We start from the raw sequence: 25,155 nt of genomic DNA on the forward strand, positions 1-25,155 counted from the left end.
GGGTGGCAAGTTCTTTTTTACGTGTCCGCAAAGATATCGGCGGAAGTGATACGTTTATCGGCGCTTTGACAGGATATAAAGACCTTTCGATGACGTTCGACACAAGAGGAGCCGGGCCACTGAAATTAGATCGTATCGAAAAGTAGAAGCAGTTGTTTTGTTTGAAAATCTTTCCTGAATAAAGTTTTATGTGTATATAATTCATGGGTTTGTTTGATTTTGTATGAAAAGGATACACTAATGTAGAACATTTTGATTGAAAAATGTTGTAAGATTGAATACAATCATTATAGTTCTTAAATTCCTATCAGAATACTTGGAGGATTGTCATCGTGAAAAAATTACTTTCATTTTTCGTACTTGCATTATTGGTTGTGGGAGTTGTAGCAGGTTGCGGAAAACAAACAAAAGATACAGCTCAAGGACCTAGCAAAGATGCGTTAGATCAAATTAAAAAGAGCGGAGAGCTTGTTATTGGAACAGAAGGTACATATCCGCCGTTCACATTCCATGATGAAAGTGGAAAGTTAACAGGGTTTGATGTTGAGATTGCAGAAGAAGTAGCAAAGCGCCTTGGCGTGAAACCAGTATTTAAAGAAACACAATGGGACAGCTTATTTGCTGGACTTGATGCAAAACGTTTTGACATGATTGCGAACGAAGTTGGGATTCGTGCAGATCGCGAAAAGAAATATGATTTCTCTAAACCATATGTATCTTCTTCAGCAGTACTTGTAATTCCGAAAGATAAAGACAAACCAGCGAAATTCGAAGATATAAAAGGTTTAAAAGCAGCACAATCTTTAACAAGTAACTTTACTGACATTGCGAAGAAAAATGGTGCAGAAATCGTTGGTGTAGAAGGCTTTAACCAAGCAGTTGAATTATTAAACTCCGGTCGCGTTGATTTAACAATTAATGATCGTTTATCTGTATTAAACTACTTAAAAACAAAACCAGATGCGAAAGTAAAAATTGTTGATACAGAAAAAGAAGCATCACAAAGTGGACTGATGTTCCGTAAAGGCAGCGACAAACTTGTTACTGAAGTAAATAAAGCTTTAGATGACATGAAAAAAGACGGCACTTACGACAAAATATCGAAGAAATGGTTTGGTGAAGATGTATCTAAGTAATGTTTTATTTGATGCAGATCGATTATCTGTTTGGATTGATATAACAACTGCATCCTTCATGCCTATGCTGAAGGGTGCTATTTTTACTACAATACCGCTTGCATTGATTACATTTATAATTGGTTTAGTGTTAGCGACGTTAACGGCATTATGCCGTATTTCTGGAAATCGTCCATTAGAATGGATTGCACGCATCTATGTATCTATTATTCGCGGTACACCGCTTCTTGTTCAATTATTCATTATTTTTTATGGACTTCCGACAGTGGGGATTACAATTGACTCGTATACAGCAGCGATTATTGGTTTTTCTTTAAGTGTTGGGGCGTACGCTTCAGAGATTATTCGTGCTTCTATTTCATCGATTCCGAAGGGGCAATGGGAGGCTGCATATACAATCGGTATGTCGTACCCGCAAGCGCTGCGCCGCGTTATTTTACCGCAGGCAACACGCGTTTCGATTCCGCCTCTTTCCAATACATTTATTAGTTTGATTAAAGACACATCGCTGGCGTCATTAATTTTAGTAACAGACATGTTTCGGAAAGCGCAGGAAATTGCAGCGACAAACTATGAATTCTTGATCGTTTATACAGAAGCGGGACTGATTTATTGGATAATTTGTTTCTTATTATCAATTGTGCAGCAAATACTTGAAAAACGAACAGAGCGTCATATTTTAAAATAATCCTTGTTAAAAGGAGTTTTTGTTTACATGATTTCAATTCAACATTTACAAAAAAGTTTTGGTGATAACACCGTTTTACAGCATATTGATATGGCAGTAGAAAAAGGTGAAGTTGTTGTTATTATCGGGCCTTCTGGTTCTGGTAAGACAACATTGCTTCGTTGTCTAAACGTACTAGAAACGCCTAATAGCGGTGTAATTCGTATCGGTGATGAGACACTTGATTTTTCGAAAAAGATGACGAAGCGCGATATTGTGAAGCTGCGCACGCAAACAGGTATGGTGTTTCAGCATCACAATTTATTCCCGCATTTTACAGCACGTGAAAATGTGATGGAAGGCCTTGTAACGGTTAAGAAAGTTTCTAAAGAGAAGGCAAAAGAAAAAGCGGAGTATTTTCTGAGAAAAGTTGGACTCGGTGATAAGATGGATTTATATCCATTTCAGCTTTCAGGCGGACAACAGCAGCGCGTAGGTATTGCACGTGCACTTGCGATGGAGCCCCAAGTGATTTTATTTGATGAACCGACATCAGCGCTCGATCCTGAACTTGTGCAAGAAGTATTAAAAGTAATGAGAGAACTTGCACAGGAAGGAATGACGATGGTAATTGTCACGCATGAGATGCGTTTTGCTCATCAAATTGCGAATCGTGTTATTTTTATGGATGGCGGTGTGATTGTTGAACAAGGCACACCGGAAGAAGTGTTGGTACATCCAAAAGAAGAACGGACAAAGAAATTTTTACAAATGCTACAGTAGAAAATAGAAAGGTCTCAAGCGATGCTTGAGACCTTTTTGCCATATCTATTTATTTTTGAAATCCGCCAAGGCTTTGTTCAGCCATTGCTACTAAACGCTTTGTAATTTCTCCACCAACTGAACCATTTGCACGAGCTGTTGCATCAGCGCCTAATGTTACTCCAAATTCAGTTGCAATCTCATATTTCATTTGATCGATTGCAGCAGTTGCACCAGGTACTACTAATTGATTAGAATTTTGGTTTGCCATAGGATATGTCCTCCTTAGTGTGAGTTTTGGTTGGATTAGCTGGAGTTGAACCAGAATCGCCCCGTTTGGCACTAATCCATCGTGTGGAGTGCTTGTAATCATAGTATGGATGATACGTAGAAAGATATGCGAAATGTTAGTTTGTAAAATTTGTAAAATTTAATAATGCCAAAAATTACAAATGTCCTGTTTGCATAGAAAGAATACGCTTTTACATACTATGAATACACCAATACAAGGAGGTGATATAACATGGCTAGAAACAATAGTCTTGCAGTTCCAGGTGCACAAATGGCTTTAGATCAAATGAAGTATGAAATCGCAACTGAGTTTGGCGTACAACTTGGACCAGATTCAACATCACGCGCAAACGGATCTGTTGGCGGTGAAATTACAAAACGTCTTGTATCTTATGCAGAGCAACATTTAGGTGGTTTCCAAAAATAAATCAAAATGGCTATAGGGGACGGGAATACCGTCCCTTTTTTGGAGGAATCAAAATGGCGATATGTCCGCTTTGTAATGCATTAGAATATAAAGCTTATACCTGTCCTACTTGTACGAGTATACTCCAAGATTATGGAAAAACAGTCGATTATATTGGTCCATATAGTGCCTATATGGACCAAGAACTGCTAGAGGAAGTGGATGGATTGTCCGCACATGATTCGCAGCAATATTGCCTTCATCTTTTATATTGTCCTACATGTGAAAAGCAAACAGAAGTAACTGTACAGCTTATATGAAAATCCGTCTCAGCAAGAAGTTGAGACGGATTTTTTGTAATACAGAAAGTTTCTATAACCTATTTCTCCTGCTACTGCTGGTATGTGCCCAATTGGGCGGGCTTCCCATCCTCAGCTTACAGTTCCTGTTTCTCTTTGAAAGGGAGTAATGATTGATAATAACGAAGAGGTGCTGTGTATACTTTTTCAGCAATATCGGTATTATGTTGAATAAAGGCTGTATAAGTAGGTTTTGCATCTATGTGGCATAACCAAACGGCACCATTTGCATCCATTACAATAGAGAGCTCTAATTCAAAAAGGTGAGAAAAGGTATTTTCTAAAGCTCGAGGCGTTTCTTTCGTAATAACGTGTAGACTATCCTGTAATAATGTAAGGTCAATTTTTGATAGATGATGTTGCAAATTTTTAAATGCAGTAAATCTTGTTTGCTCTGTAAGAGGAAATAAGAAAGAATAAGGTGTGTTGTCTATTTGAATAACTTTTTCTTGTTCTATCCATGTACCTTCTCTATTCTTTTGTAAAATAGAGCGAATATGAACAGGAGATGTTGAGTGAGGTGATATAGGCTGTATTGTATAATCACGTGTTTGAAGCAATGATTGTAACCAAGGTAAAAACGTATCTTTTGTTTGGAATGTTTTTGTTGGAAAGCGATTTCGTTCTAATGTAGTAACATGAAACGTGCGATTTTGATAAAAAATGTGGTACATATTTTGTTTTGAAAGTGAATGCAAGGGCTTTATAATCACATCTTTTTTTGTTTGTAATAGCTGTAACGTTGTTGTTTTACTTGCTTGTTTTATTACAGGCACATATGGTACTAGTTGTTTGTTTTTTGTAAGAATTTCATACATATTTGCTTCATTTGGAAGCTCATCATTTAAAAATAATGAATCCGGGCGACTGTGAAGCCATTTTATGATAGGAAGTGCCCTTTTAACATTTTTTTCATCTTTGTATGAGCATCGGTTGTATATGTGGGATGGAATGACGAATTGCTGCTCTACCCAATCCTGTTTATCGGTATCAAAGAGAAGTCCGTTGACAAGCTCCGTTTGCGGATCAATGCTAAAGGGAGTAAATTGTACAACGACAGTACGAGACGATTGTGCTCGCTTTGCAATTTCTGTATAGTATTCTCGCTCGTGATGGAAACGCGATGTTAATATTCCGAGAACCATAAAAAACTCCTCCTTTTATATAGCACTAAACATGTGTTTAATTGAGTAATATTCAAAGAAATGCGTCTTATACCAATTGCTTTAAATCTAATGAGCAGTATTTTTGATAGGGGGCTAGTGTCTCGTTTGCTGGAGCATTATAGAGCAGTTATAATGAAGGGGATGTATATGTGAGAAACGAATCAAACGTGGCTTGTATCGTACGAAAGAGAACAAACTACTGAACGCTGATGTGAATGGTGCCTATAACATCTTAAAAAAAGCAGTTCCAAAGGCGTTTGCCGATGGAATAGAGGGGTTGTGCCATCAGGCAGCTGTGTCAACTCCACTCGTGTTAAGCATCTCTTGAAGGTGATACACGAGAAACCCCCACTTCAAGATCCGAAGGAGATAAGTGGCGGAAGTTTTCATAATGTCATAAAGTGAATTTACTTCACATATCATACATAGTCTGATATCGTAAGAAGGGTATGTAAAGATCGAAAACATATAAACAGTGTGATATTGTATCACATTGCAAGGAGGATATATATAATGACAAAAAACATGCATGATGTTGCTTATGAATTACAAAAAACAATTACAGAAAATCCAGACTTTCAAGCATTAAAAGTAAGTTATGCAGAAGTGCAAGCAGATGCAGAGGCGAAACAATTATTTGATCGTTTCCGTATGATGCAAATGGAACTTCAACAAAAAATGATGCAAGGTGAGCAATTAACAGAAGAAGACAATCAAAAGGCGCAAGCAGTTGTAGCATTAGTACAACAAAATGCAAAAATCACAAACTTAATGCAGGCAGAGCAACGTCTGAATATCTTAATCGGCGATTTAAATAAAATCATCATGAAGCCGCTTGAAGACTTATATAACGCATTCATGTAATCATATGAAAGAGGCACTTCCTGATGAACTAGGAAGTGCCCTTTTTATCCCGCATTAACGGGCAGTAAGACCCCCACCTCAAGATTGAGAGAAAAGCGAAGAAGCTAGGTGGGGGATGAAAAAACCTCCACTGATGGAAGTTTCCCGTTATTTCATTTAGAAACAAAGGGATGACCTTGAAAGTAAAACCGCCACGGATAGTGTACTGCTTCTTCTGCGTAATCAATATTAATGCGGGGACCCGTAGCAATGTCGTATGTATGAGAAAGGGGATTGTCTGGAGTAACTCGTTCAACATATAACTCATCACTCGTAAGCATCAATCCTTTTTGCTCTAATGTAATTCCCATTGCTTTACATAGCTTGCCAGGTCCATTTGTTAAGTTTTTAAACTGCGATTTTGTAATATCTGTTTTCCCGTATCTTGCTTGCTTCATATCTTCAATACCTTCTACTGGTTCTAATGCCCGAATTAACACTCCTTGTGGTATACCTTCCGGTGCCGTAATAATATTAAAGCAATGATACATACCATAAATGAGATATACATAAGCATGGGCAGGAGCCCCGTACATAATTTCTGTTCGTTCTGTGCGGCGACCGCCATAGCTATGTGCTGCTTTATCATCAGGTCCTTTGTATGCTTCTACTTCTACAATGATTCCGCTTCGCTTTACTCCATTAACAACGTGAACGAGCTTATGCCCAAGCAATCGCTTCGCAACGTCTAATGTATCGCCTTCATACCAAGAAAGTGGCCATTTCATTTAGCAAATTCCTTTCGTGAGACTTTAAATGAGTAAAGCAGCATCCTTTCGTATGGATGCTGCTTAAAATGAATTGTTTGATAAATCAATCATGTAATTCTTGCAGTATACCATGAATGAGAGAAATAAGGTTTTGCTTTGTTTGTTCATCTGTGACTGTAGCATCATTATTAAATTTAGTTCCAACAGATGGAATGAGAACCGATCCATTTTGAACAATAGTAACATCCAACATACCTAGTGTAAGTAGTAAAGATTCATGTGCCTTGTCTCCGCCGGTAATTGATGGAGAAGCTGTTATAACAGCCACTGGTTTTTTGTAAAGTTCAGCTGATGAGACAAGCCATTCTAATGAATTTTTTAAGACTCCAGGTATACCTTTTGCGTACTCTGGTGTGCAGATAATGAGCGCATGCGCTTCAGCTAGTGTCTTTCGAAAATCTTCAACAACAGTCGGTGCCTGAATGCGATCAATATCTGGATTAAAATGAGGAAGGTCTTGTATTCCGTTATAAATATTATAATCAATATTTTCGGGAATAAACGCTGCTAAAGTTTTTAAGATATTGGTGTTGGAGGAACCTTCTCGAATGCTTCCGGAAATAGCTATTATCCTTTTGCAGTTACCCATATAATCACCTCTACAAACAGAATATACCCTTAACTAGAAAGAAATCAAAAATATTGAATGATTTTATTGCAAACATATTATACAAATTCGCACTCGTTCTAATTAACAGTATCGTCTCATAAGTTAATAATAGAAAAGTGCAGCTAAGAAGAGGAGGTACTTCATCATGATTTATCGTTTACTAGCTCTTAATATAGATGGAACACTCTTACTTCCAAATGGGAAATTACAAAAAGGAACGCGTGAAGCGATTGAATTTGTGAAGAGAAAAGGTGTATATGTTACGCTATTTACGAATCGAAATTTTCAATCCGCTCATAAAATAGCAAAATCATTAAAATTAAATTCTATATTAGTGACGCATGGCGGTGCATTTATTTCATCTTCATTAGATAAACCGTTAATTCAAAAACGATTATCTGAAGAAGTGACATTTAATATTGTACAGGTGCTTGAACATTTTGAATGTAACATTCGCATTTCTCATGAAAGATTTTCGATTGGAAATCGGCAGCAGCATACGCCAAATTTAATTGCACGAACAGTCTTATCAACTTCTGATCCGTTATTTTACCCGGTTCAATTTGTAGATTCACTCGGTGATGCACTTCGCGATCAACCGGTAGCTGCGCCGAAAATTGATGTTACATTTGCGACTCAAAGTGAAAAGCAGCGTGCGCTCACAACCTTACAAAAAGCATTTGAAAATGTCCATTTTGTAGAATGCGGGAAAGAACAACTCGAAATATTACCGCCTCATGTATCGAAATTACGCGGGTTGCAATTATTGGGAGAGCATCTTGACATTGAATTAAAAGAAATGGTAGCAATTGGAGATAGCCTGGAAGATTTAGATGTTATCGAAAGCGTTGGATTAGGGGTAGCGATGGGCAATGCTCCGATTGCTTTAAAGAAAGCAGCCGATTGGATTACACGCTCAAATAATGAAAACGGTGTGCAATATATGATTAAAGAACATTTTCGAAAGCAGTTTCCAATTAAGTTCTTGAACAATCATACACAAATGAAGAGATGGTAAATAAAAACCTCAGGCGAATACCTGAGGTTTTTCTAATATATTATGAAGCATTTTCTAAATCGTTAAACCAAAGTGCGTTTTGGCCTGAAGAAGATAAATTTTTAATGGATTATTGTGATGATTATATTGATAGAGCTCATCAATATTTTTGTCAAAAGAGGAGGAGTTAAAATGAAGAGAGATGATAACAAGATTGGTCACTTTACATCTAAAGAAGGGAAGGAAGACTTTCAAATTGCTTACGATGAATCAATGGCACTTCTTCCAAAGCCTAACGAAACGAAAGATATAAAAACGAAATATGGCACAGTTCGTGCTTATTACTTTACTAAAGAGGAAAACAAACATAAAGATCCAATACTCTTACTCCCTGGCCGTGGTGCATCTACTCCAATGTGGGTACCGAATTTAGAAGGGCTAAGGGAGGAAAGACCAGTTTACACGATAGATTTACTTGGTGAACCTGGTATGAGTGTGCAAATGAAGGTGATTGAAAACCAAAAGCAACAAGCAGAATGGTTAAATGAAGCGATTGAAGGATTAGGCTTAGAAAAAGTGCATATCGTGGGTGTCTCAGTTGGTGGTTGGACAACAATGAATTTGGCCAGATATAATCCAGAGCATATTGCTTCGGCTAGTTTATTGGACCCAGTCTTTGTATTTGCACAAATGCCCATAAAGATGATTCTTGCATCTATTCCAGCTTCCGTACCTGTTGTACCTAAGTTTATAAGAGAAAAGATGTTAAGCTATGTTTCTGGAGGAGCAAAAGCAAATGACGATGAGCCTATTGCTAAATTAATCGAGTCGGGTATGCGTAATTATAAACTTAAAACCCCAGCACTTGATCTATTTACTAAAGAGGATTTAAAGAATATCAATGTTCCAATTCTTGCATTAATGGCTGAAAAAAGTACAATGCACGATTCAGCAAAAGCAGTTGAAACTGGGAAAAAATATGTTAAAGATATCGATATAGTTAACTGGAAAAATGCATCTCACGCAATCAATGGTGAGTTCTCTAACGAAGTTAATGCTAAAATCCTTGATTTTGTAGAACAACATTCTAATGACAACTAAGTTGAAAGTGGCAATATGTTGTAATAACAGCTTATATTATCACTTATTTTTAATAATCGGAGTAAAAAATATATAGATATCCACTGTACGATTAGACTCTTTATTCAACAAACGGGCGCAATTCTGCAACAAGAATTGCGCCCGTTTGTTAAGGGCCCTTTTGTGGAATAACACTTAATGAGAGAATTAGGGAAATTTTGTTAAAGTAAATAGAGAAGATTGTGAAGAACTGTACTTAAGCTAACGGGACAGGTTAGTTTAATATTTGGACAATTTATTTTTCTAGGTTTTTCTTAGAAATGAACGGTTCTTTTTTAATGTGAAATCGCTCTTTTAAAAAGCCCCTTAAATTTCTCCCTATCTTCTGATGTAAATGGTTTTGGCCCCTTTGTACGCTTTCCGCTTTTTCGAGCCATTGCACTCAAATAACGTGTTTGTAATAATTGGTCAATGTTTTCATTTGTATAGCTAGACCCATTATGGTGAAGTACTGCACACCCTTTTGCTAAACCTAGCGAAGCAAGACCATAATCTTGCGTAACGATTATATCTCCTTTTTCTGCTAACTTCATAATCCGATAATCCGCAGCATCTGCTCCAGAATCAACATAAATGGTTTCCACTCCTGATGGTTGTTCCTTATTAGAAAAATGAGAAAAACTAGTAACAAGGATAACAGGAATTTCAGCATTCGTACCTTCAGAGATAATGATATCTTTTACCGGACAAGCATCTGCATCAACATAAATTTTCATCTTTACCTCTCCCCGTAAATAAGTTTGAGTTGATGATAATGGCAAATTTAGCCTTTGTCAAACGATAAAGATGGTTTACCTAAAATCATTTTAAAAAAAGTTATTCCATTAAAGGGCGCGATTGTGGAGCAATACAGGCAGAAAAAGGCCCTGACCGCTTCTAAGCATGGCCAGACGCTCTCGCCCACCCTAAAAGAAAGGTTTTATTCCGGTGTTTCAATTTGTATTCATCTAGTTTAAAATGTTCCTAAAAATTAGAAGTCCCATCCCCAATAGTTCTTTATTGACCTCCTATTAGCCTTCAAGTAAACTAAAGGAAGTTTGAAAATAGAAAAGGTGATGATTGTTGTTAATTTCAATTAAAACGTTACAAGATGATCGTTTTTTACGTCCGCTGCAAAATATTAGCGGCTTATTTTTTGAAGAAAGTACGGTAGCATTTGAAAAAGAAGATGCAAATATCATTGTTGATATAAATATAGAAGGAAATGTGACAGCTTCTGCTCGTTTAACGGAAATCGCGACAGGAAACTTGTATGAAGAAACGTTTTCTAAAGATTTATCGTCCTTTACGGAAGAAAAAGAACGTATGAAGCAAGTGAAGCATGTCGTGTCTTATGTATATCTGTCTGTTCTCCAGCAGTTAACAGGTGTGGAGCAAAAGTGGGGAATCTTAACAGGTGTGCGCCCAACGAAGCTTCTTCATAAAATGTTGCAAAGCGGTATGACAAAAGAGGAAGCGCATAACGAACTTCGTGAAAGTTATTTAATTCATGATGAGAAAATTGAGCTTATGCAGCGTATTGTTGATTGCCAACTCGCTGTTGTGCCAGATTTATATCGTTTAAAAGAAGAAGTAAGTATTTATATTGGTATTCCGTTTTGCCCAACAAAATGTGCATACTGTACATTCCCAGCTTATGCGATTAATGGACGCCAAGGATCTGTTGATTCATTCTTAGGCGGCTTGCATTATGAAGTTCGTGAAATTGGTAAGTTTTTAAAAGAAAAAGGCGTGAAAGTAACGACGATTTACTATGGCGGCGGTACGCCAACAAGTATTACAGCAGAAGAAATGGACATGCTGTATGAAGAAATGTATGAGTCGTTCCCAGATGTCAAACAAGTTCGTGAAGTAACGGTAGAAGCAGGACGTCCAGATACAATTACACCAGAGAAGTTAGAGGTGTTAAATAAATGGAATATCGACCGAATTAGTATTAATCCACAGTCGTATCATCAAGAAACGCTAAAAGCAATTGGACGTCATCATACAGTAGAAGAAACAATTGAAAAGTACCATCTTGCTCGCGAAATGGGTATGAACAATATTAATATGGATTTGATTATCGGTCTTCCGGGTGAAGGATTAGACATCTTTAAACATACACTAGCAGAAACAGAAAAGCTTATGCCAGAATCGTTAACGGTGCATACATTATCCTTTAAGCGTGCTTCTGAAATGACGCAAAATAAGCGTAAATATAAAGTGGCAGGCCGTGAAGAGATTACAGCGATGATGCATGAAGCAGAAGAGTGGACGAAAGAGCATAATTACGTACCGTATTATTTATATCGTCAAAAGAATATTTTAGGTAACTTAGAAAACGTTGGTTATGCAATGCCAAGTCAAGAAAGCATTTATAACATTGTTATTATGGAAGAAGTGCAGTCTATCATTGGTCTTGGCTGCGGTGCATCAAGTAAATTTGTTCATCCAAAGACGGGTGCCATTACACACTTTGCTAACCCAAAAGATCCAAAATCGTATAATGATGGTTATGTGAAGTATACAGAAGATAAACTTAAAATTTTACAAGAGTTATTCGGATAAGAAGCTGCCAGTTTGGCAGTTTCTTTTTTTTATCCCGCATTAACAGGCAGTAAGACCCCCACCTCAAGATTCAGAGAAAATCGAAGAAGCTAGGTGGGGGATAACTGCCCGTAAAAGCCCGATTGGTTCAACTAACCCTCAGTGGGGGATGAAGAAAACCCCCACTGAGGGAAGCTTCACTTTATCCCGCTATTCGCGGGCAGTAAGACCCCTACCTCAAGATTGAGAGAGAGGCGAAGAAGCTAGGTGGGGGATAAAGAAAACCCCCACTGAGGGAAGTTTCACTTTATTATGTAAAACGCTGTCGAGAATAATCAAAAAAAAGAAGTAAAAATTAGCAGGAGATGTCTAATTGTGAACGAAATCATAAAATTATGAAAACTTTAAGGGGGAAGATGCGACATGTATATGACTATTGGCAGAATTTTTGATCTAGCTGTGCAAAAATATCCACAAAAAGAAGCGTTAGTAGAACCTGAAAAAAACATTCGCTGGACATATAAACAGTGGGATAAGGTGGTAAATAAAACCGCACATGCGCTACTTGCAGAAGGAGTAAGAAAAGGGGACCGCGTTTCCGTTTACTTATATAATTCACATGAATTTGTAACCGTTTACCTAGCTTGTACGAAGATTGGCGCCATCTTTAATCCGATCAATTTCCGTTTAAAAGCAAAAGAAGTTTCCTACATATTGCAAGATGCTTCCTCTAAAGTTGTTGTGTTTGAAAAAGAAGTTGAATCAACAATTTCTATGATTGAACGTGATTTTCCGCATACTTCATTTTGGTGCATTGAAGATGATGTGCCATCTTATGCGGCTTCTTATCATGAAAAAGTAAACGAAGCAAAGGCAGAACCAATCGACATTGAAGTTGATGAAATGGACTATTGCTCTATGCTATATACGAGCGGTACGACTGGGAATCCAAAAGGAGTGCTGCATCGTCACCGGGACATGGCTGAGCATAGTATGATTTGTACGTATTATTTAAAATATACACGTGATAGCGTCGGGTTAATTGTAGCGCCGCTATATCACTGTGGTGAATTAAACGCTGGTTTTCTGCCGCGTATTCAAGTTGGCGGGAAAAATGTTATTCTACATCATTTTGATACGAAAACAGTGTTAGAAACAATTCAAGAAGAAAAAATTTCAACGTTCTTTGCAGCACCGACAATGTGGAACATGTTGCTGCAAGAAGATTTAACAAAATATGATTTAACCTCAATGAAGATAGGGGTTTACGGCGGAGCAGCAATGGCGCCGGCGCTTGTCAAAGAATGTAAAGAACGTCTTTATATCGATCTTGTGCAAATTTATGGGATGACAGAGTTTGGACCTGTTGTAGCGTTTCTTGTAGAAGAAGATCAACTTACAAAAGCAGGATCAGCAGGGACACCTTGCTTTAGCCATGAATTGCGCATCGTGAAGTCAAAGGAAGATGAACCATCAGAACCAGACGATGTACTTGAGCCTTACGAAGTTGGAGAAATTATTTTACGCGGACCAACTATGATGGCTGGATACTATAACCGCGAAGAGGCAAATGAAAAAGCAATGTATAAAGGTTGGTATCATTCCGGTGATCTTGGCTATTTCGATAAAGATGGTTATTTATACGTGGCGGATCGTGTTGATGATATGGTAATTAGCGGCGGTGTGAACGTTTATCCGCGTGAAATTGAAGACTTCTTGCATAGCCATGATGGTATTCTAGATGTTGCTGTACTTGGAGAACCAGATGAATTATGGGGAGAACGTGTAGTAGCGGTAGTTGTGAAGAAAGACGAGTCATTAACAGCAGAGGAGTTAGATCGTTATTGTAAGGAAAGTGATGAATTAGCCGATTATAAACGCCCTCGTCATTACGTATTTGCTAAAGAATTGCCGCGTAATGCAAGCGGGAAATTGCAAAAGTTTGTGTTGCGTGAATCTTTAAGGGAAGCGACGAAATAGTATAAAGTGAAACTTCCATTAGTGGGGGGCATCCCCTACTAATGGAAAGTCCTCATCAATCGGGCTTTTACTGTTGATTTTGTTATAATAAACACATGATTTTGAAAAAGTGAATATTCTTACCTTATAGTAATATTTCCATTTTGTGTTGACTGCAATTGAATTTGAATTGTTATTTCATTCATAGGAGGGATTTTTTTATGTCTATGTTTAAAAGATTGCGCGATTTAACGATGTCAAATGTATATGCATTGATTGAAAAGGCTGAAGATCCAATTAAGATGACAGATCAATATTTACGTGATATGCAAGAAGATGTAGAGGAAGCGGAGAAGAGTGTAGCTGCTCAAATCGCACTTGAGAAAAAGTTCAAATTATTATACGAAGAACAATCTGCACTCGTAACGAAACGCGAGGAGCAAGCGCATATGGCTGTACAGGCAAACAACATTGATCTTGCGCGCCGTGCTTTAGAGGAAAAGAAAACTGCAGAACAAAAGATGAATGAGTATAAAGCGAGTTATGAACAAAATAAGCTGGCAGCTGATAATCTTCGTGCAAAGTTAGAAGAGATGCGTAAGCAATTAACGGAATTAAAGAACAAACGTGAAACGCTTGTTGCAAGAGTGAACGCAGCGAATGCGCAAAAGAATATTAATAAGGCGATGTCTGGATTGGATTCCAATACAGCAAAAGCAGGTTTAAGCCGTATGGAGGAAAAAGCTCTTCAACTGGAAGCGGAAGCAGAAGCAAGCGGTGAAATATACAAAAAAGAAAAGTCGTTAGATGAAGAGTTTGCGAATATGAATAGAGATAAGCAGGTAGAAGATGAGTTAGCTCGTATTATGAAGCAGTACGAGAAATAATTGGTTTAAAAGACATTATAGAAAATTTATTTGAAGAACCGACATGTCGTAAGGAGTGGATAATGTCGGTTTTCTATTTTTACTTAAAATAGTTAAGGAGGATTTGTAATGACATGGATGAATATTGCGGCAATGTTTGTATGGACGCTGTCAGGTGCTGTTCTTTTGTTTGTGCTCATGTGGATAGATTCTATTTTTACTAAATATAAAGATTTAGCCGAGATAAAAAAAGGAAATATTGCTGTAACGACTCGTTTTGTCATGAAACTTTTTGCACAAGGATATATTTTGTCACAGTCGATTTTGAAATCAAACGATTTATGGCAAGCTTTATTGGCCTCTGTTGTTTCTTTTGTTATCTTATTTATTTTAGAAAGGTTAGTAGAATTCATTTTGAAGAAGATAGCTGGCTTAGATTTAGAGGAAGGGACTGTGCAAGGAAAAGTTGCTCATGCGCTTTTAGCAGGTTCATTGCATATCGTTGGTGCTCTCATTTTAGCAGCGTGTCTTTAAAAATCAGAAGCGGAGGGGATAGCTCTTGAGTTTATTTAAACGTATTAAAAATATATTGAAAAGTCCTGAACCTGTTAAGTCTGAGAAAAGTGTACTGTCTTTAAATCCAGGGGATATTCTTGAGGTGTCTTTGGTCACTTATGAAATTATAGGAAAAACACGTATGCATGAACGAAACGAGATTTTCTTAACATTGCAGGATGGAAATACGATTCGTTATTTAAAGGTTGAAAATCGAGAAAAGGTCTATTATGAATTATATACACCAATTGATGGGCGATTGGATTCTTTTAACGAAATTCCTACTACAATTGAAATGGATGATTTAGAGTATTATCTGGAAGAACAATATTCTTGCCGGGCATCTATCACCGGAAAAACACCGTTTGCAGTATCTGGCGAACAACATGTTTGGGAGTTTCAATCTGACAACCGTAAATTGCTCAGAATTGAATGGCAAGAAGGGCGCACAATGATGTACGAAGGAGAAACAATTCTTACGGCAGATGTACAAATCATACGGGCGACGTAAGGGGGTGCAATCATGCTAAAACGACTGTTTACCATGATGAAAGCCTCCATCGGATTTACCATCGCTGCTTCTATTGTATTCATAATCGCTCTTTTCACTTTGTCAGGTTGCGATAATGACAAAGAGGTGAAAGATCTTTATCCATTAGAATCAGTTTTAAAAGAAGGAAAGCAAGAATCATATGTATATAGGGCTGCGAATGAATCTGTTCCTGACATAGCAAAAAAACTGGCCGATCAAAAAAAGCCAGAGCAAATGTCTAAAGAAGATGATAACCAAATGTTTCTTGTATATCCTGATGAGTGGTACAACATTCAGAAGGATAAGGAGAAACCATCCGATACATTAATTGAAGTAAGTAATGAGGAGTTTGTTCGCCAAAATTATCAGCCGTCTTTTTTAGAAGGTTACATTGTAGGAAGTATAGTCAGTAATTTATTTGATTCTCATAAATCGTATCATGGTGATTACCGCGGGTATACAAGTCGAAAAACGTACAAACCGATAATTGATTACCGCCCGCCTACTGCGCAAGAGAAAAAAACGCTGCCGCCACTAACAAAACAAGGTACTGGCTCTATCATTAAGAGAAGTGACAAAGTAAATGATTCCGGTACATCTGTGGGAAGTGAAGGCAGTGTTACGAAGAAAAAGGAGCAAACTGTTCCACCGTCTGAGCAGAATAAAGGGAAAATCATTAAATCACCTGATAAACCAAGTGGTTCTGACGTTAAACCGAAGTCATCTATCACTACTCCTCCAAAAAACACATCTCCTCCGAAAACGAGAGTTGGAGGTTCTGGAAAAATTACGAAGAGACGGTAAAGTGAAGCTTCCATCAGTGCGGGATAAATTAGAATATGATAAAACACACACCCATTAGCTATGGCGTTGTGTGTTTTTTTGTAATATGCACTTATGATGAATACTCCCCCACTTAGCAAAGCTTGAAGTGGGGGTTTCTAACGTTTCGACCTAACGGATGATTAACGTCAGTGGAGTTAACACACTAGCGAGCTGTTTCACGCCTAACCCCTCTATCCCGTTTATCCATGCATCCGGGACTACTTTTCGTAAAATATTAGCCGCAGCATTTACGTCTGCGTTGATTTCGATTCCTTTTGCAGAACGATACATACCACGCTTCATCCGTTTTCCTGAAAAAGTTACATTTTGGTCATTTGTTCCATACGTTGGAATAAAGTCATGATCTAGAAAACTTGCTTTTGATGTGTAAGATTCCTCGGTTACAATAACTTGAATGCCTACTGCATTTGCTTTGTATGTAATCATTTGAATCAATACACTATGCGAGATATGGCAAAACGTTTGGTTATTTTTCTTTCCCATATTCGTTTCTTGCTTCCAACTTTTGTTTTGACCAATAACGATTTTGCAAACTTTCTCTTCTTGAGCTAGTTTTACAATATGATGACTAGCTTTATGGAAGATGTCTTTTATTTTCAGGTAACGATTTTGATGAAGTTTTTCTATTCTTTTAGAAGTAAAAGGTCCTTCCTTTGTTTGTTTACCTTTCCTTAGAACACTTGTAAAGTGACTCTTCATTTTGTTGTAATATTGATTTATGCTTTTGACATGTTTGCCCTTAACAAGTACAGGCTTCATACCTGTGTTTGTTACAATGGTTGCAAGGTTATCAATACCTAAATCAATACTCATATAACGACCATTCTCTTCAACGGATTGTTGTTCTGAAGGAACATCTATCACTAATTCCACTACATACTCATTGTATTTTGGAATGACACGAACTTGCTTCAGTTTACCTTCAGTAAACCCTAATTTCCCAATGTTTTTATCAATTGTATCCAAAACTTCTCTTTGTAAAGGTTGCAACTCCTTATCTTGTGTCAAACTTGTATACACTTGTCGTATATAAAAGTTTGTCGTGTTGTACATATTCTTAGCATTTTGGCAAGATTTTTGAAAGTAAGAATACATACGATGACCTTTTTTAATCCAAATCTGAAGAGTTTTATAATTTGTTTGATTTTCCGTTGTCATTTTTTTACCTCCTTGTTAAGGATATTATACCAAAACCAGAACATACGTTTCTATTGTTTTGCTTGAACATAAAATGTTTTTTTCGATTCACCTCACCACCTTCACATATGTTTAGAGGTGGGAGTCCTCTCGAAAGGTATGATAGAATGGTGAAAGTGTTAATACATGTGAATTGCAAATAGGAAAGGGATTTTGCATGAGAATTAATAAATTCATTAGTGAAACGGGTTATTATTCAAGAAGAGAAACGAATCGCCTTATCGATGCAAAGCGAATTACCGTTAATGGAGAGATTTGTGAACCAGGGCGAGAGGTAGGGCCTGATGACATTGTGCTTGTTGATGGGAAGCCGATTCCAACTAAGAAACACCATATTTATATTGCTTTAAACAAACCTGTAGGTATTACTTGTACAGCAGCGAAGCATATAGAAGGAAATATTATTGATTTTGTTAATTATCCAGAGCGCATTTTTCCGATTGGCCGCTTAGATAAAGCGTCGCAAGGATTAATTTTAATGACAAATGATGGTGATATCGTAAATAAAATGATGCGCTCTGAGTATGGTCATGAAAAAGAGTATATTGTAACGGTGGATAAGCCATTTGACGATGCTTTCTTAGAAGGAATGGCCGGTGGTGTAACGATTCGCGACGGAAAAACAAATCCGTGTAACATATATCGCATAAGTGATTGCGTATTCCGCATTATTCTGACACAAGGAATGAACCGTCAAATTCGCCGTATGTGCCGAGCATTCGGCTATACAGTTACTAGATTAGAGCGCATTCGGATTATGAATATTGTAGTAGACGGCATTGAGATGGGAGAGTGGCGCGACCTTACTGAGGAAGAACTGAGTGAGCTCCTTGCATTGCTAGGATAAAGTGAAACTTCCATCAGTGGGGGGGCATCCCCCACTGATGGTTAGTTGAACCAATCGGGCTTTTACGGGCAGTTGTCCCCACCTATCTTCTTCGTTTCTCTCTGCATCTTGAGTGGGGGGCTTACTGCCCGTTAATGCGGGATAAATAAGAAAGACGCTCTTCCTACTCGGAAAGAGCGTCTTTCTTATTTACGTGTAAACCCTTCTTCATCAAGGTATTGTGCCGCTTCCTTGTAAGAGTTGAATGTGCCGTCTAAATTTAGTCCAGCATAAACGTTCCACATATCTTCATCTTCTTTTTTAAGAGTTAGTATGTGCTTGTCTTCGTTGATCCACTCTTCCTCTTGGAAATTCTCAGTAAGTGTAACTTCTTCTACTGGTTCTTGTGAAAGGGCATCCATTGATTTTTCAAGTAATGAGCGAAGTTCTTCCGCTGAAAAATCACGGATGTTCACCATTCCTTTATCGTTCGTTTTGTAGCCTTTCAGATGACCGGCATATACGAAGCCATTTCCGTTTGGATGTAAATGGTACACAACGTTCTTTTTGTCTAGGCGACTTTCTTCGTAATGAAAATTAATGCGCCCAAGGGATACGTTTTTTCTTTCTAGCTCTGGAAAAGATTCAATAATCGTTAATTTTTCTTCAAAAGTTAGCATAGGTCCTCCATAATTGTAATGTAATGGTTCATTATACCACGAAAGAATGTAAATAGAGAAAGTTACTGAATTTGTTAATTTGGCAGGTTGTGTGTTCTCCCGCATTAACGGACAGTAAGCCCCTCATTGATGGAAGTTTCACTTTATGCTTTTAAAAAGCTTGTTTCTTGTCAGAAGAGTTATTAGTATGAGATGCGTTTCTGCTATCTTATATAGCATTGTTGTGATTTGAGATAAAATTTATGTTAATTTGACGGAAAATTAAGAAAAAAGAAGGTTTTTGAAATCCCTTTCTGTAATTATATAAGTATAACAGATTGAGAAGGAGAGGGAATGTATGACAGTTTCAAGCAAGGCAGAATCAGTAATTGTAAAATATGAAGGACGGATTGCGACAATTATGTTAAATCGTCCGCAAGTGTTAAATGCGTTAGATGAGCAGACGTTAAAAGAATTATTACAAAAGTTAAAAGAAGTGGCTGCAAGCTCTGTGCATATCGTTGTGCTATGCGGAAACGGCCGTGGTTTTTCTGCGGGCGGCGATATTAAGTCGATGTTATCAAGCGGAGATGAAAGTGCATTTGAAGGCATTATGAATACCATTTCCGAAATTATTGTGGCGCTTTATACAATGCCAAAGCTTGTTATTAGTGCGATTCATGGCCCGACGGCAGGCCTTGGACTCAGCATTGCATTAACAGCTGATTACGTAATGGCTGATATTTCATCCATTATTGCGATGAACTTTATTGGAATCGCTTTAATTCCAGATGGTGGTGGACATTTCTTCTTACAAAAGCGCCTTGGAGAGCATGTCGCAAAAGAGATCATTTGGGAAGGAAAGAAATTATCAGCAACGGAAGCACTTGAAATCGGCATGATTGATGAAGTGATCGGTGAGAACTTCCAAGATGCTGTAAAACAAAAAATTAATGAGTGGCTGCAAAAACCAATTGGCGCAATGATTCAAACGAAGCAAGTCTTAGCTGAAGTGAACCGCTCTTCATTAGAACAAACACTTCAGCTTGAAAAACGCGGTCAATATGCAATGAGAAAAACAGCGGATCATAAAGAGGGCATTACAGCATTTTTAGAGAAACGTGCCCCGGTTTTTAAAGGAGAATAAAAGTTTTATAGAATAAGAAAGTGTTAACACATTTTTTTAGTATAATGGTGTTAGCACTTTTTTCTTGAATAATAGAAGGAGATATAGAAGAAAATGGAGGTGTTCTCATGTCAGTTTATAATAAAGTAGTACGCGACCGTGTACCAGAAATGATTTTAATGTCTGGTAAAACATATACATCAAAAAAATTAAGTAAACAAGAATACATACAAGAATTATCGAAAATTGGAATAGAAGAAATGCGTGAATTTGCGTCTATGCAAGACCGTGACCATGCCTTAGATTCTTTAGCCGATGCCTTAGAAGTTATTAAAGCAATGGCGCAAGCAGAAGGCGTAACGTTAGAGGACGTTGAGCGCATTCGCAAAGAGAAAGAAGCAGAGCGCGGCGGATTTGAAAAAGGTGTATATTTAGTAGAAGTGAGTGAAGAGTAGAAGGCATCGCAGTATATGCGATGCCTTTTATCCTTCTATTCGCGGGCAGTAAGACTCCCACTGATGGAAGGTTCGCTTTATTCCTATTTCATGGCTTTTCCATTATACTGAAAATTGGAAAGATAAAAGAGAGGGGAAAAGCATATGGTACATAACGCAAAAGATACGATGGAGCTCATTAAACAGCTCGTTTCAATCCCAAGTCCGTCTGGAAATACAAATACAATTATTCGTTTCATTGAGGACTACGTAAAAGAGTGGAATGTAGAAACGAAGCGCAATAATAAAGGCGGCCTTATTATAACGTTAAAAGGAGAAGATGATACGAAACAACGTCTACTCACTGCTCACGTTGACACGTTAGGCGCCATGGTAAAAGAAATAAAAGCAGACGGACGCCTGCGACTATCAATGATTGGCGGTTTTCGCTGGAATGCTGTTGAAGGAGAATATTGTGAAATCGAAACAGCAAGCGGTAAAACGTATACCGGCACAATTTTAATCCATCAAACATCCGTACACGTATACAAAAACGCAGGCGAAGAAAAACGTGACGAAAAAAATATTGAAGTACGTATCGACGAGCGCGTATCTTCACCAGAAGAAGTACGTGAACTAGGCATTGAAGTAGGCGACTTCGTATCATTCGACCCGCGCGTTCAAATGACAGACAGCGGCTACATCAAATCTCGTCACCTAGATGACAAAGCGAGCGTTGCTATTTTACTTCAATTGATTAAAAGATTACAAGATGAAAACATTACGCTACCATACACAACACATTTCTTGATCTCTAACAATGAAGAAATTGGTTACGGCGGAAACTCTAATATTCCAGAAGAAACAGTAGAATACCTTGCGGTGGATATGGGGGCACTTGGCGATGGACAAGCATCAGATGAATATACAGTATCAATCTGTGCAAAAGACTCTAGTGGTCCATATCATTACGCAATGCGTAAACATTTAGTCGAACTTGCGAAAGTAAATAACATTGAATATAAAGTAGATATTTACCCATTCTATGGATCTGACGCTTCAGCAGCAATTCGTGCCGGAGCAGATGTGAAACACGGACTAATTGGTCCTGGCATTGATGCATCACATGCTTATGAGCGTACGCATGAAACATCAATTGCGCATACGGAGGCGCTTGTTTATGCGTATGTACAATCGGATTTAGTAGAAGAATAATAAGTGATTGATAGAAAGGCTGATCTGTAATGTAGATTAGCCTTTTTTGTATGAGAAATAATGTTGAACTAATAGAATAGGGATCTTTGGCAGGCTAAGGTGCAAAAAATCTTCAATATAAATAGGGACGCTTAGCTCCCACCGAAAAGTAAGAACATCATTTTAAATAATAATATAGAATTCTAATATTAAGTAGCTATGAAAAACGGGTAGTTGGCCGTTGCTAAAATAAAATATTTACATAATATGTAGAGTAGGATAAGCCCTACTAGACTTGAAAACAAAAGGAGTGAAATGAAATGCCTATTATTAAACCTTTTTTTGCTAGTAAAAGATATAATTCAACAATCGGTGCTGGAACAGGAATAGGATCAACTTTTACTATTTTAGCAACTGATTTTAAGGATGACACGGGAGCTGCTGCTACCGCGTTCCCCGCGTCATTTGTATATTATAATTTATACCTAAACGGACAGTTACAACCTGCGATTAATTCAAGTGTAACCAAAACAGCTATTACAATTCCGAGTGGAGATATTTTAGATCGTGGTGTTCCGGTTATGATTGAATTTGGTATGAACTAGTAATAAAAAACGAATTCTTTTAAAAGAATCCGTTTTTTATCCCACAATGATGGAAGTTTCACTTTATTGATTGATCAAAATAAACTGAAGTGTGATCGGAATGCCAGGTGATAGTGCTTCATCAGCAAATATCGTTAATATACCCGCTTGTACGTTATAAGAACTTTGCGGTTGGATAATACCGTTGATAAATAAATTCATATATGATACTTGATTTGGTGCCAAAATTTGAGTCGTTCCGAATTGAGGCAAACCATCATCGTTTGTGTATACAAGACGCGTGCCATCTGAAACTGTGAAAAACATTAGATTTGTTACGGAAATCAGACCTGGGGAGGTCGTTTCAGTAGGCCTAGTCGTTTCAGTAGGCCTAGTCGTTTCAGTAGGCCTAGTCGTTCCAGTAGGCCTAGTCGTTCCAGTAGGCCTAGTCGTTTCAGTAGGCCTAGTCGTTCCAGTAGGCCTAGTCGTTCCAGTAGGCCTAGTCGTTTCAGTAGGTCTAGTCGTTTCAGTAGGTCTAGTCGTTCCAGTAGGCCTAGTCGTTTCAGTAGGCCCAGTCGTTCCAGTCGTTCCAGTCGTTCCAGTTGATCCTGCTGGTCCGGGTTCCGGAAGAGGAAGCGCGCAAGGGAAATAAAAAACTTCGTATTCGTAATTCCTAGAATGAAATGGTTTCAGAACAGTCCCCCCCTTTTTTGCGAACATAATGGATTTATTACAAGTATATGAATAGATATAATATTTGATTGTACATTCGTCATGTTTTTATTTCGTTCATTAATTCCCTTTTTTCTTCCGCTAGAATGTTTCAATCAATAGGAGATAAAGCCCCCTCCACTGATGGAAGTTTCAATTTATTACTTTAATAGAATAAAGCAAATGTGAACACTTTAAAAACATTTTTGTATAGAATTGACAATGAAATTTTACTTCTCTATAATTGGCTTTAATTTAACATATCAAATACGTTGAAAGAGCCCAGTAGCAGTTTGTCACTGTTATCGAGAAAGCTAGGGGTTGATGGAACCTAGCACAAACAAACTTGTGAATTACACTCTGGAGTATCTTAGGTAATGCTAAGCGGAGTAGCAATCGATACTATTGCTAAGAGTGGTACGAATAGTAAATACTATTTGTGCAATCTGGGTGGTAACACGGTTAAAAATCGTCCCTATGTCTAGTGTAGACATAGGGACTTTTTTTATATGCTTATCAAACTAAGGTAAGCAAAATATACAAATTAAAGGAGCTGGAAAGACATGAACATCATTGACGAATTGGAATGGCGCGATGCCATTAATCAACAAACAGATGCAGAAGGATTGCGTAAACTAGTAGAAGAGAAAAAGATTTCCTTGTATTGTGGTGTAGATCCAACTGGTGACAGTATGCATATCGGACATTTAATTCCATTTATGATGATGAAGCGTTTCCAATTAGCTGGGCATCATCCAGTTATTTTAATTGGAGGAGCAACGGGAACAATTGGTGATCCAAGTGGACGTCAAACAGAAAGACAACTTCAAACATTAGAACAAGTGCAGCATAATGTTGAGGCGTTAACAGCGCAAATGCAAAAGTTATTCGACTTTGGCGGAAATAGCGAAGTGAAAATGGTAAATAACTACGATTGGACACATGAAGTAAGTATCCTTGAGTTTTTGCGCGATTACGGTAAAAACTTTAGTATAAATAATATGCTAGCAAAAGATATTGTAGCAAGTCGTTTAGATACAGGGATTTCATTTACAGAATTCACATACCAAATTCTACAAGCGATGGATTTCCATCACTTATACAAAGAAGAAGACGTACAACTGCAAATTGGCGGCAGTGACCAATGGGGAAATATTACAAGCGGTTTAGACTTAATTCGTAAAAAAGAAGGACCAGATGCAAAAGTCTTTGGATTAACAATTCCATTACTATTAAAATCAGACGGTACGAAATTTGGTAAAACAGCAGGAGGAGCGATTTGGTTAGACCCTGAAAAGACAACACCATTTGAATTCTACCAGTTCTGGGTGAACACAGATGATCGCGATGTGATTAAATACTTAAAATTCTTCACATTCTTAACAAAAGATAGAATTGATGAATTAGTGGTTAAAGTTCAAACAGAACCTCATAAACGTGAAGCGCAAAAAGTGTTAGCAGAAGAAATGACGAAATTTGTTCATGGTGAAAATGCATTTCTACAAGCAGTAAAAATTACAGAAGCATTATTTAGCGGGGATATTAAAGCGTTAACTGCGGATGAAATTGAACAAGGCTTTAAAGATATGCCAACTTTCAATGCTGCAAAGGAAACAAAAAATATTGTCGAGTGGTTAGTAGATTTAGGAATTGAACCTTCTAGACGCCAAGCAAGGGAAGATATTAATAGTGGGGCTATTTTGATGAATGGAGACAAAGTAACAGATGTAAATACAGATGTTACAGTAGAAAATTCATTCGATGGAAGATTTATTATTATCCGTAAAGGTAAAAAGAATTACAGCTTGGTGAAATTAGGAGAATAAAGCTCTGTAAATATATAAATACAACCCCCTTTTCTTTTTAGGTGGGCGAGGGCACCTGGCCATGCGTATAAGCGGTCAGGGCCTTTTTCTGCCAGCAAAGGGAA

The 25,155-nt window shown here is 37.6% G+C and carries 30 protein-coding genes and 1 other annotated feature; of the genes, 22 read left to right on the forward strand and 8 right to left on the reverse strand.

Going from position 1 to position 25,155, the window contains the following annotated elements:
- Window positions 1-332: 332 nt before the first annotated feature.
- Genes NKR74_RS04085 through NKR74_RS04095 form a run of 3 tightly spaced genes read left to right on the forward strand, consistent with a single transcriptional unit; the run spans window position 333 to window position 2,586 of the window.
- On the forward strand, window positions 333-1,136 hold the full coding sequence (locus tag NKR74_RS04085; protein ID WP_253628701.1) for an amino acid ABC transporter substrate-binding protein: 804 nt from the start codon (window positions 333-335) through the stop codon (window positions 1,134-1,136).
- Window positions 1,123-1,824, forward strand: coding sequence for an amino acid ABC transporter permease (locus tag NKR74_RS04090; protein WP_253631076.1), 702 nt, complete (start codon window positions 1,123-1,125; stop codon window positions 1,822-1,824). The genes NKR74_RS04085 and NKR74_RS04090 overlap by 14 nt, the downstream gene beginning before the upstream one ends.
- A gap of 27 nt (window positions 1,825-1,851) precedes the next feature.
- Window positions 1,852-2,586: an amino acid ABC transporter ATP-binding protein gene (locus NKR74_RS04095; RefSeq protein ID WP_253628702.1), complete on the forward strand. Its 735-nt coding sequence runs from the start codon at window positions 1,852-1,854 to the stop codon at window positions 2,584-2,586.
- 49 nt (window positions 2,587-2,635) lie between these two features.
- Here NKR74_RS04095 and NKR74_RS04100 read toward each other — a convergent pair whose 3' ends face one another.
- Window positions 2,636-2,836 carry an alpha/beta-type small acid-soluble spore protein gene (locus tag NKR74_RS04100; protein WP_098308250.1) on the reverse strand — a complete coding sequence of 67 codons (201 nt, stop codon included), beginning with the start codon at window positions 2,834-2,836 and terminating at the stop codon, window positions 2,636-2,638.
- 252 nt (window positions 2,837-3,088) lie between these two features.
- Here NKR74_RS04100 and NKR74_RS04105 point away from each other — a divergent pair, with 252 nt between their 5' ends.
- Window positions 3,089-3,283 carry an alpha/beta-type small acid-soluble spore protein gene (locus NKR74_RS04105; RefSeq protein ID WP_098308252.1) on the forward strand — a complete coding sequence of 65 codons (195 nt, stop codon included), beginning with the start codon at window positions 3,089-3,091 and terminating at the stop codon, window positions 3,281-3,283.
- A 53-nt stretch (window positions 3,284-3,336) separates the two neighbouring features.
- A complete protein-coding gene (locus tag NKR74_RS04110; RefSeq protein ID WP_098308254.1) occupies window positions 3,337-3,582 on the forward strand; it encodes a hypothetical protein in 246 nt (81 codons plus the stop codon).
- 116 nt (window positions 3,583-3,698) lie between these two features.
- On the opposite strand, the gene NKR74_RS04115 is transcribed toward NKR74_RS04110, so the two are convergent.
- On the reverse strand, window positions 3,699-4,766 hold the full coding sequence (locus NKR74_RS04115) for a YheC/YheD family protein (RefSeq protein ID WP_098308256.1): 1,068 nt from the start codon (window positions 4,764-4,766) through the stop codon (window positions 3,699-3,701).
- Window positions 4,767-4,959: 193 nt separating this feature from the next.
- Here NKR74_RS04115 and NKR74_RS04120 point away from each other — a divergent pair, with 193 nt between their 5' ends.
- Window positions 4,960-5,115, forward strand: a complete 156-nt coding sequence (locus NKR74_RS04120) for a transposase (RefSeq protein ID WP_253628703.1) — start codon at window positions 4,960-4,962, stop codon at window positions 5,113-5,115.
- Window positions 5,116-5,300: 185 nt separating this feature from the next.
- Complete coding sequence (locus NKR74_RS04125) at window positions 5,301-5,651, forward strand: YlbF/YmcA family competence regulator (RefSeq protein ID WP_098308258.1); 351 nt, start codon at window positions 5,301-5,303, stop codon at window positions 5,649-5,651.
- 152 nt (window positions 5,652-5,803) lie between these two features.
- Here NKR74_RS04125 and NKR74_RS04130 read toward each other — a convergent pair whose 3' ends face one another.
- Window positions 5,804-6,418, reverse strand: coding sequence for a DNA-3-methyladenine glycosylase (locus NKR74_RS04130; RefSeq protein WP_253628704.1), 615 nt, complete (start codon window positions 6,416-6,418; stop codon window positions 5,804-5,806).
- Window positions 6,419-6,503: 85 nt separating this feature from the next.
- Window positions 6,504-7,049: an NADPH-dependent FMN reductase gene (locus NKR74_RS04135; RefSeq protein WP_253628705.1), complete on the reverse strand. Its 546-nt coding sequence runs from the start codon at window positions 7,047-7,049 to the stop codon at window positions 6,504-6,506.
- 166 nt (window positions 7,050-7,215) lie between these two features.
- Between NKR74_RS04135 and NKR74_RS04140 the strand changes: the two genes are divergently transcribed.
- Window positions 7,216-8,088 (forward strand): Cof-type HAD-IIB family hydrolase, encoded by an 873-nt coding sequence (locus NKR74_RS04140; protein WP_253628706.1) that lies wholly within the window; start codon window positions 7,216-7,218, stop codon window positions 8,086-8,088.
- Between the two features lie 171 nt (window positions 8,089-8,259).
- On the forward strand, window positions 8,260-9,168 hold the full coding sequence (locus tag NKR74_RS04145; protein WP_253628707.1) for an alpha/beta fold hydrolase: 909 nt from the start codon (window positions 8,260-8,262) through the stop codon (window positions 9,166-9,168).
- Between the two features lie 314 nt (window positions 9,169-9,482).
- Here the strand turns inward: NKR74_RS04145 and NKR74_RS04150 are convergent, their stop codons facing one another.
- The gene (locus NKR74_RS04150; protein ID WP_098308268.1) at window positions 9,483-9,923 is read right to left on the reverse strand and encodes a YaiI/YqxD family protein; all 441 of its coding nucleotides are present in this window, start codon (window positions 9,921-9,923) and stop codon (window positions 9,483-9,485) included.
- Window positions 9,924-10,266: 343 nt separating this feature from the next.
- On the opposite strand from NKR74_RS04150, the gene NKR74_RS04155 reads away from it, so the two are divergent.
- The 6 genes from NKR74_RS04155 (at window position 10,267) to NKR74_RS04180 (ending at window position 16,452) form a co-directional block, all read left to right on the forward strand.
- Window positions 10,267-11,757 carry a coproporphyrinogen III oxidase gene (locus tag NKR74_RS04155; RefSeq protein ID WP_098308270.1) on the forward strand — a complete coding sequence of 497 codons (1,491 nt, stop codon included), beginning with the start codon at window positions 10,267-10,269 and terminating at the stop codon, window positions 11,755-11,757.
- A 402-nt stretch (window positions 11,758-12,159) separates the two neighbouring features.
- Entirely contained in the window at window positions 12,160-13,716 is a 1,557-nt protein-coding gene (locus NKR74_RS04160) for a fatty acid--CoA ligase (protein WP_098308272.1), read from the forward strand.
- A 200-nt stretch (window positions 13,717-13,916) separates the two neighbouring features.
- The gene (locus tag NKR74_RS04165) at window positions 13,917-14,582 is read left to right on the forward strand and encodes a PspA/IM30 family protein (protein WP_098308274.1); all 666 of its coding nucleotides are present in this window, start codon (window positions 13,917-13,919) and stop codon (window positions 14,580-14,582) included.
- A gap of 108 nt (window positions 14,583-14,690) precedes the next feature.
- Window positions 14,691-15,095 (forward strand): DUF350 domain-containing protein, encoded by a 405-nt coding sequence (locus NKR74_RS04170; protein WP_098308276.1) that lies wholly within the window; start codon window positions 14,691-14,693, stop codon window positions 15,093-15,095.
- Window positions 15,096-15,120: 25 nt separating this feature from the next.
- Window positions 15,121-15,627, forward strand: a complete 507-nt coding sequence (locus NKR74_RS04175; RefSeq protein WP_098308278.1) for a DUF4178 domain-containing protein — start codon at window positions 15,121-15,123, stop codon at window positions 15,625-15,627.
- 12 nt (window positions 15,628-15,639) lie between these two features.
- Window positions 15,640-16,452: a DUF4247 domain-containing protein gene (locus NKR74_RS04180; protein WP_098308280.1), complete on the forward strand. Its 813-nt coding sequence runs from the start codon at window positions 15,640-15,642 to the stop codon at window positions 16,450-16,452.
- Between the two features lie 150 nt (window positions 16,453-16,602).
- On the opposite strand, the gene NKR74_RS04185 is transcribed toward NKR74_RS04180, so the two are convergent.
- The gene (locus NKR74_RS04185) at window positions 16,603-17,652 is read right to left on the reverse strand and encodes an RNA-guided endonuclease InsQ/TnpB family protein (RefSeq protein ID WP_253628708.1); all 1,050 of its coding nucleotides are present in this window, start codon (window positions 17,650-17,652) and stop codon (window positions 16,603-16,605) included.
- Between the two features lie 196 nt (window positions 17,653-17,848).
- On the opposite strand from NKR74_RS04185, the gene NKR74_RS04190 reads away from it, so the two are divergent.
- Complete coding sequence (locus tag NKR74_RS04190) at window positions 17,849-18,538, forward strand: pseudouridine synthase (protein ID WP_098310591.1); 690 nt, start codon at window positions 17,849-17,851, stop codon at window positions 18,536-18,538.
- A gap of 185 nt (window positions 18,539-18,723) precedes the next feature.
- Here NKR74_RS04190 and NKR74_RS04195 read toward each other — a convergent pair whose 3' ends face one another.
- Complete coding sequence (locus NKR74_RS04195; protein ID WP_098310590.1) at window positions 18,724-19,197, reverse strand: hypothetical protein; 474 nt, start codon at window positions 19,195-19,197, stop codon at window positions 18,724-18,726.
- A gap of 337 nt (window positions 19,198-19,534) precedes the next feature.
- On the opposite strand from NKR74_RS04195, the gene NKR74_RS04200 reads away from it, so the two are divergent.
- From NKR74_RS04200 to NKR74_RS04215, 4 genes are all read left to right on the forward strand, one after another.
- Entirely contained in the window at window positions 19,535-20,323 is a 789-nt protein-coding gene (locus tag NKR74_RS04200) for an enoyl-CoA hydratase (protein ID WP_098310589.1), read from the forward strand.
- 107 nt (window positions 20,324-20,430) lie between these two features.
- On the forward strand, window positions 20,431-20,757 hold the full coding sequence (locus tag NKR74_RS04205) for a nucleoside triphosphate pyrophosphohydrolase (protein WP_098310588.1): 327 nt from the start codon (window positions 20,431-20,433) through the stop codon (window positions 20,755-20,757).
- Between the two features lie 144 nt (window positions 20,758-20,901).
- Window positions 20,902-21,951, forward strand: coding sequence for a M42 family metallopeptidase (locus NKR74_RS04210; protein WP_253628709.1), 1,050 nt, complete (start codon window positions 20,902-20,904; stop codon window positions 21,949-21,951).
- Between the two features lie 299 nt (window positions 21,952-22,250).
- On the forward strand, window positions 22,251-22,535 hold the full coding sequence (locus tag NKR74_RS04215; RefSeq protein WP_253628710.1) for a DUF4183 domain-containing protein: 285 nt from the start codon (window positions 22,251-22,253) through the stop codon (window positions 22,533-22,535).
- A gap of 63 nt (window positions 22,536-22,598) precedes the next feature.
- Here NKR74_RS04215 and NKR74_RS04220 read toward each other — a convergent pair whose 3' ends face one another.
- Window positions 22,599-22,841 carry a DUF4183 domain-containing protein gene (locus NKR74_RS04220; RefSeq protein WP_253628711.1) on the reverse strand — a complete coding sequence of 81 codons (243 nt, stop codon included), beginning with the start codon at window positions 22,839-22,841 and terminating at the stop codon, window positions 22,599-22,601.
- Between NKR74_RS04220 and NKR74_RS04225 the strand changes: the two genes are divergently transcribed.
- Together NKR74_RS04225 and tyrS are read left to right on the forward strand one after the other, a co-directional pair.
- On the forward strand, window positions 22,831-23,166 hold the full coding sequence (locus NKR74_RS04225; RefSeq protein WP_253628712.1) for a hypothetical protein: 336 nt from the start codon (window positions 22,831-22,833) through the stop codon (window positions 23,164-23,166). The two genes, NKR74_RS04220 and NKR74_RS04225, sit on opposite strands and share 11 nt — an antisense overlap.
- 322 nt (window positions 23,167-23,488) lie before the next feature.
- Window positions 23,489-23,705, forward strand: a binding site (T-box leader).
- An 83-nt stretch (window positions 23,706-23,788) separates the two neighbouring features.
- Complete coding sequence (tyrS, locus tag NKR74_RS04230) at window positions 23,789-25,051, forward strand: tyrosine--tRNA ligase (protein WP_253628713.1); 1,263 nt, start codon at window positions 23,789-23,791, stop codon at window positions 25,049-25,051.
- Window positions 25,052-25,155: the final 104 nt, after the last annotated feature.

The sequence above is a fragment of the Bacillus sp. 3103sda1 genome (assembly GCF_024159135.1).
In the GTDB taxonomy this organism is placed as follows: domain Bacteria; phylum Bacillota; class Bacilli; order Bacillales; family Bacillaceae_G; genus Bacillus_A; species Bacillus_A rhizoplanae.

Coding starts and splice junctions, on each gene's coding strand:
- NKR74_RS04165 (WP_098308274.1), top strand. CDS start 13,917: ATGTCTATGTTTAAAAGATTGCGCGATTTAACGATGTCAAATGTATAT.
- NKR74_RS04210 (WP_253628709.1), top strand. CDS start 20,902: ATGGTACATAACGCAAAAGATACGATGGAGCTCATTAAACAGCTCGTT.
- NKR74_RS04200 (WP_098310589.1), top strand. CDS start 19,535: ATGACAGTTTCAAGCAAGGCAGAATCAGTAATTGTAAAATATGAAGGA.
- NKR74_RS04130 (WP_253628704.1), bottom strand. CDS start 6,418: ATGAAATGGCCACTTTCTTGGTATGAAGGCGATACATTAGACGTTGCG.
- NKR74_RS04140 (WP_253628706.1), top strand. CDS start 7,216: ATGATTTATCGTTTACTAGCTCTTAATATAGATGGAACACTCTTACTT.
- NKR74_RS04090 (WP_253631076.1), top strand. CDS start 1,123: ATGTATCTAAGTAATGTTTTATTTGATGCAGATCGATTATCTGTTTGG.
- NKR74_RS04135 (WP_253628705.1), bottom strand. CDS start 7,049: ATGGGTAACTGCAAAAGGATAATAGCTATTTCCGGAAGCATTCGAGAA.
- NKR74_RS04105 (WP_098308252.1), top strand. CDS start 3,089: ATGGCTAGAAACAATAGTCTTGCAGTTCCAGGTGCACAAATGGCTTTA.
- NKR74_RS04215 (WP_253628710.1), top strand. CDS start 22,251: ATGCCTATTATTAAACCTTTTTTTGCTAGTAAAAGATATAATTCAACA.
- NKR74_RS04115 (WP_098308256.1), bottom strand. CDS start 4,766: ATGGTTCTCGGAATATTAACATCGCGTTTCCATCACGAGCGAGAATAC.
- NKR74_RS04100 (WP_098308250.1), bottom strand. CDS start 2,836: ATGGCAAACCAAAATTCTAATCAATTAGTAGTACCTGGTGCAACTGCT.
- NKR74_RS04150 (WP_098308268.1), bottom strand. CDS start 9,923: ATGAAAATTTATGTTGATGCAGATGCTTGTCCGGTAAAAGATATCATT.
- NKR74_RS04180 (WP_098308280.1), top strand. CDS start 15,640: ATGCTAAAACGACTGTTTACCATGATGAAAGCCTCCATCGGATTTACC.
- NKR74_RS04195 (WP_098310590.1), bottom strand. CDS start 19,197: ATGCTAACTTTTGAAGAAAAATTAACGATTATTGAATCTTTTCCAGAG.
- NKR74_RS04205 (WP_098310588.1), top strand. CDS start 20,431: ATGTCAGTTTATAATAAAGTAGTACGCGACCGTGTACCAGAAATGATT.
- tyrS (WP_253628713.1), top strand. CDS start 23,789: ATGAACATCATTGACGAATTGGAATGGCGCGATGCCATTAATCAACAA.
- NKR74_RS04145 (WP_253628707.1), top strand. CDS start 8,260: ATGAAGAGAGATGATAACAAGATTGGTCACTTTACATCTAAAGAAGGG.
- NKR74_RS04095 (WP_253628702.1), top strand. CDS start 1,852: ATGATTTCAATTCAACATTTACAAAAAAGTTTTGGTGATAACACCGTT.
- NKR74_RS04220 (WP_253628711.1), bottom strand. CDS start 22,841: ATGTTTTTCACAGTTTCAGATGGCACGCGTCTTGTATACACAAACGAT.
- NKR74_RS04185 (WP_253628708.1), bottom strand. CDS start 17,652: ATGACAACGGAAAATCAAACAAATTATAAAACTCTTCAGATTTGGATT.
- NKR74_RS04110 (WP_098308254.1), top strand. CDS start 3,337: ATGGCGATATGTCCGCTTTGTAATGCATTAGAATATAAAGCTTATACC.
- NKR74_RS04125 (WP_098308258.1), top strand. CDS start 5,301: ATGACAAAAAACATGCATGATGTTGCTTATGAATTACAAAAAACAATT.
- NKR74_RS04160 (WP_098308272.1), top strand. CDS start 12,160: ATGTATATGACTATTGGCAGAATTTTTGATCTAGCTGTGCAAAAATAT.
- NKR74_RS04170 (WP_098308276.1), top strand. CDS start 14,691: ATGACATGGATGAATATTGCGGCAATGTTTGTATGGACGCTGTCAGGT.
- NKR74_RS04190 (WP_098310591.1), top strand. CDS start 17,849: ATGAGAATTAATAAATTCATTAGTGAAACGGGTTATTATTCAAGAAGA.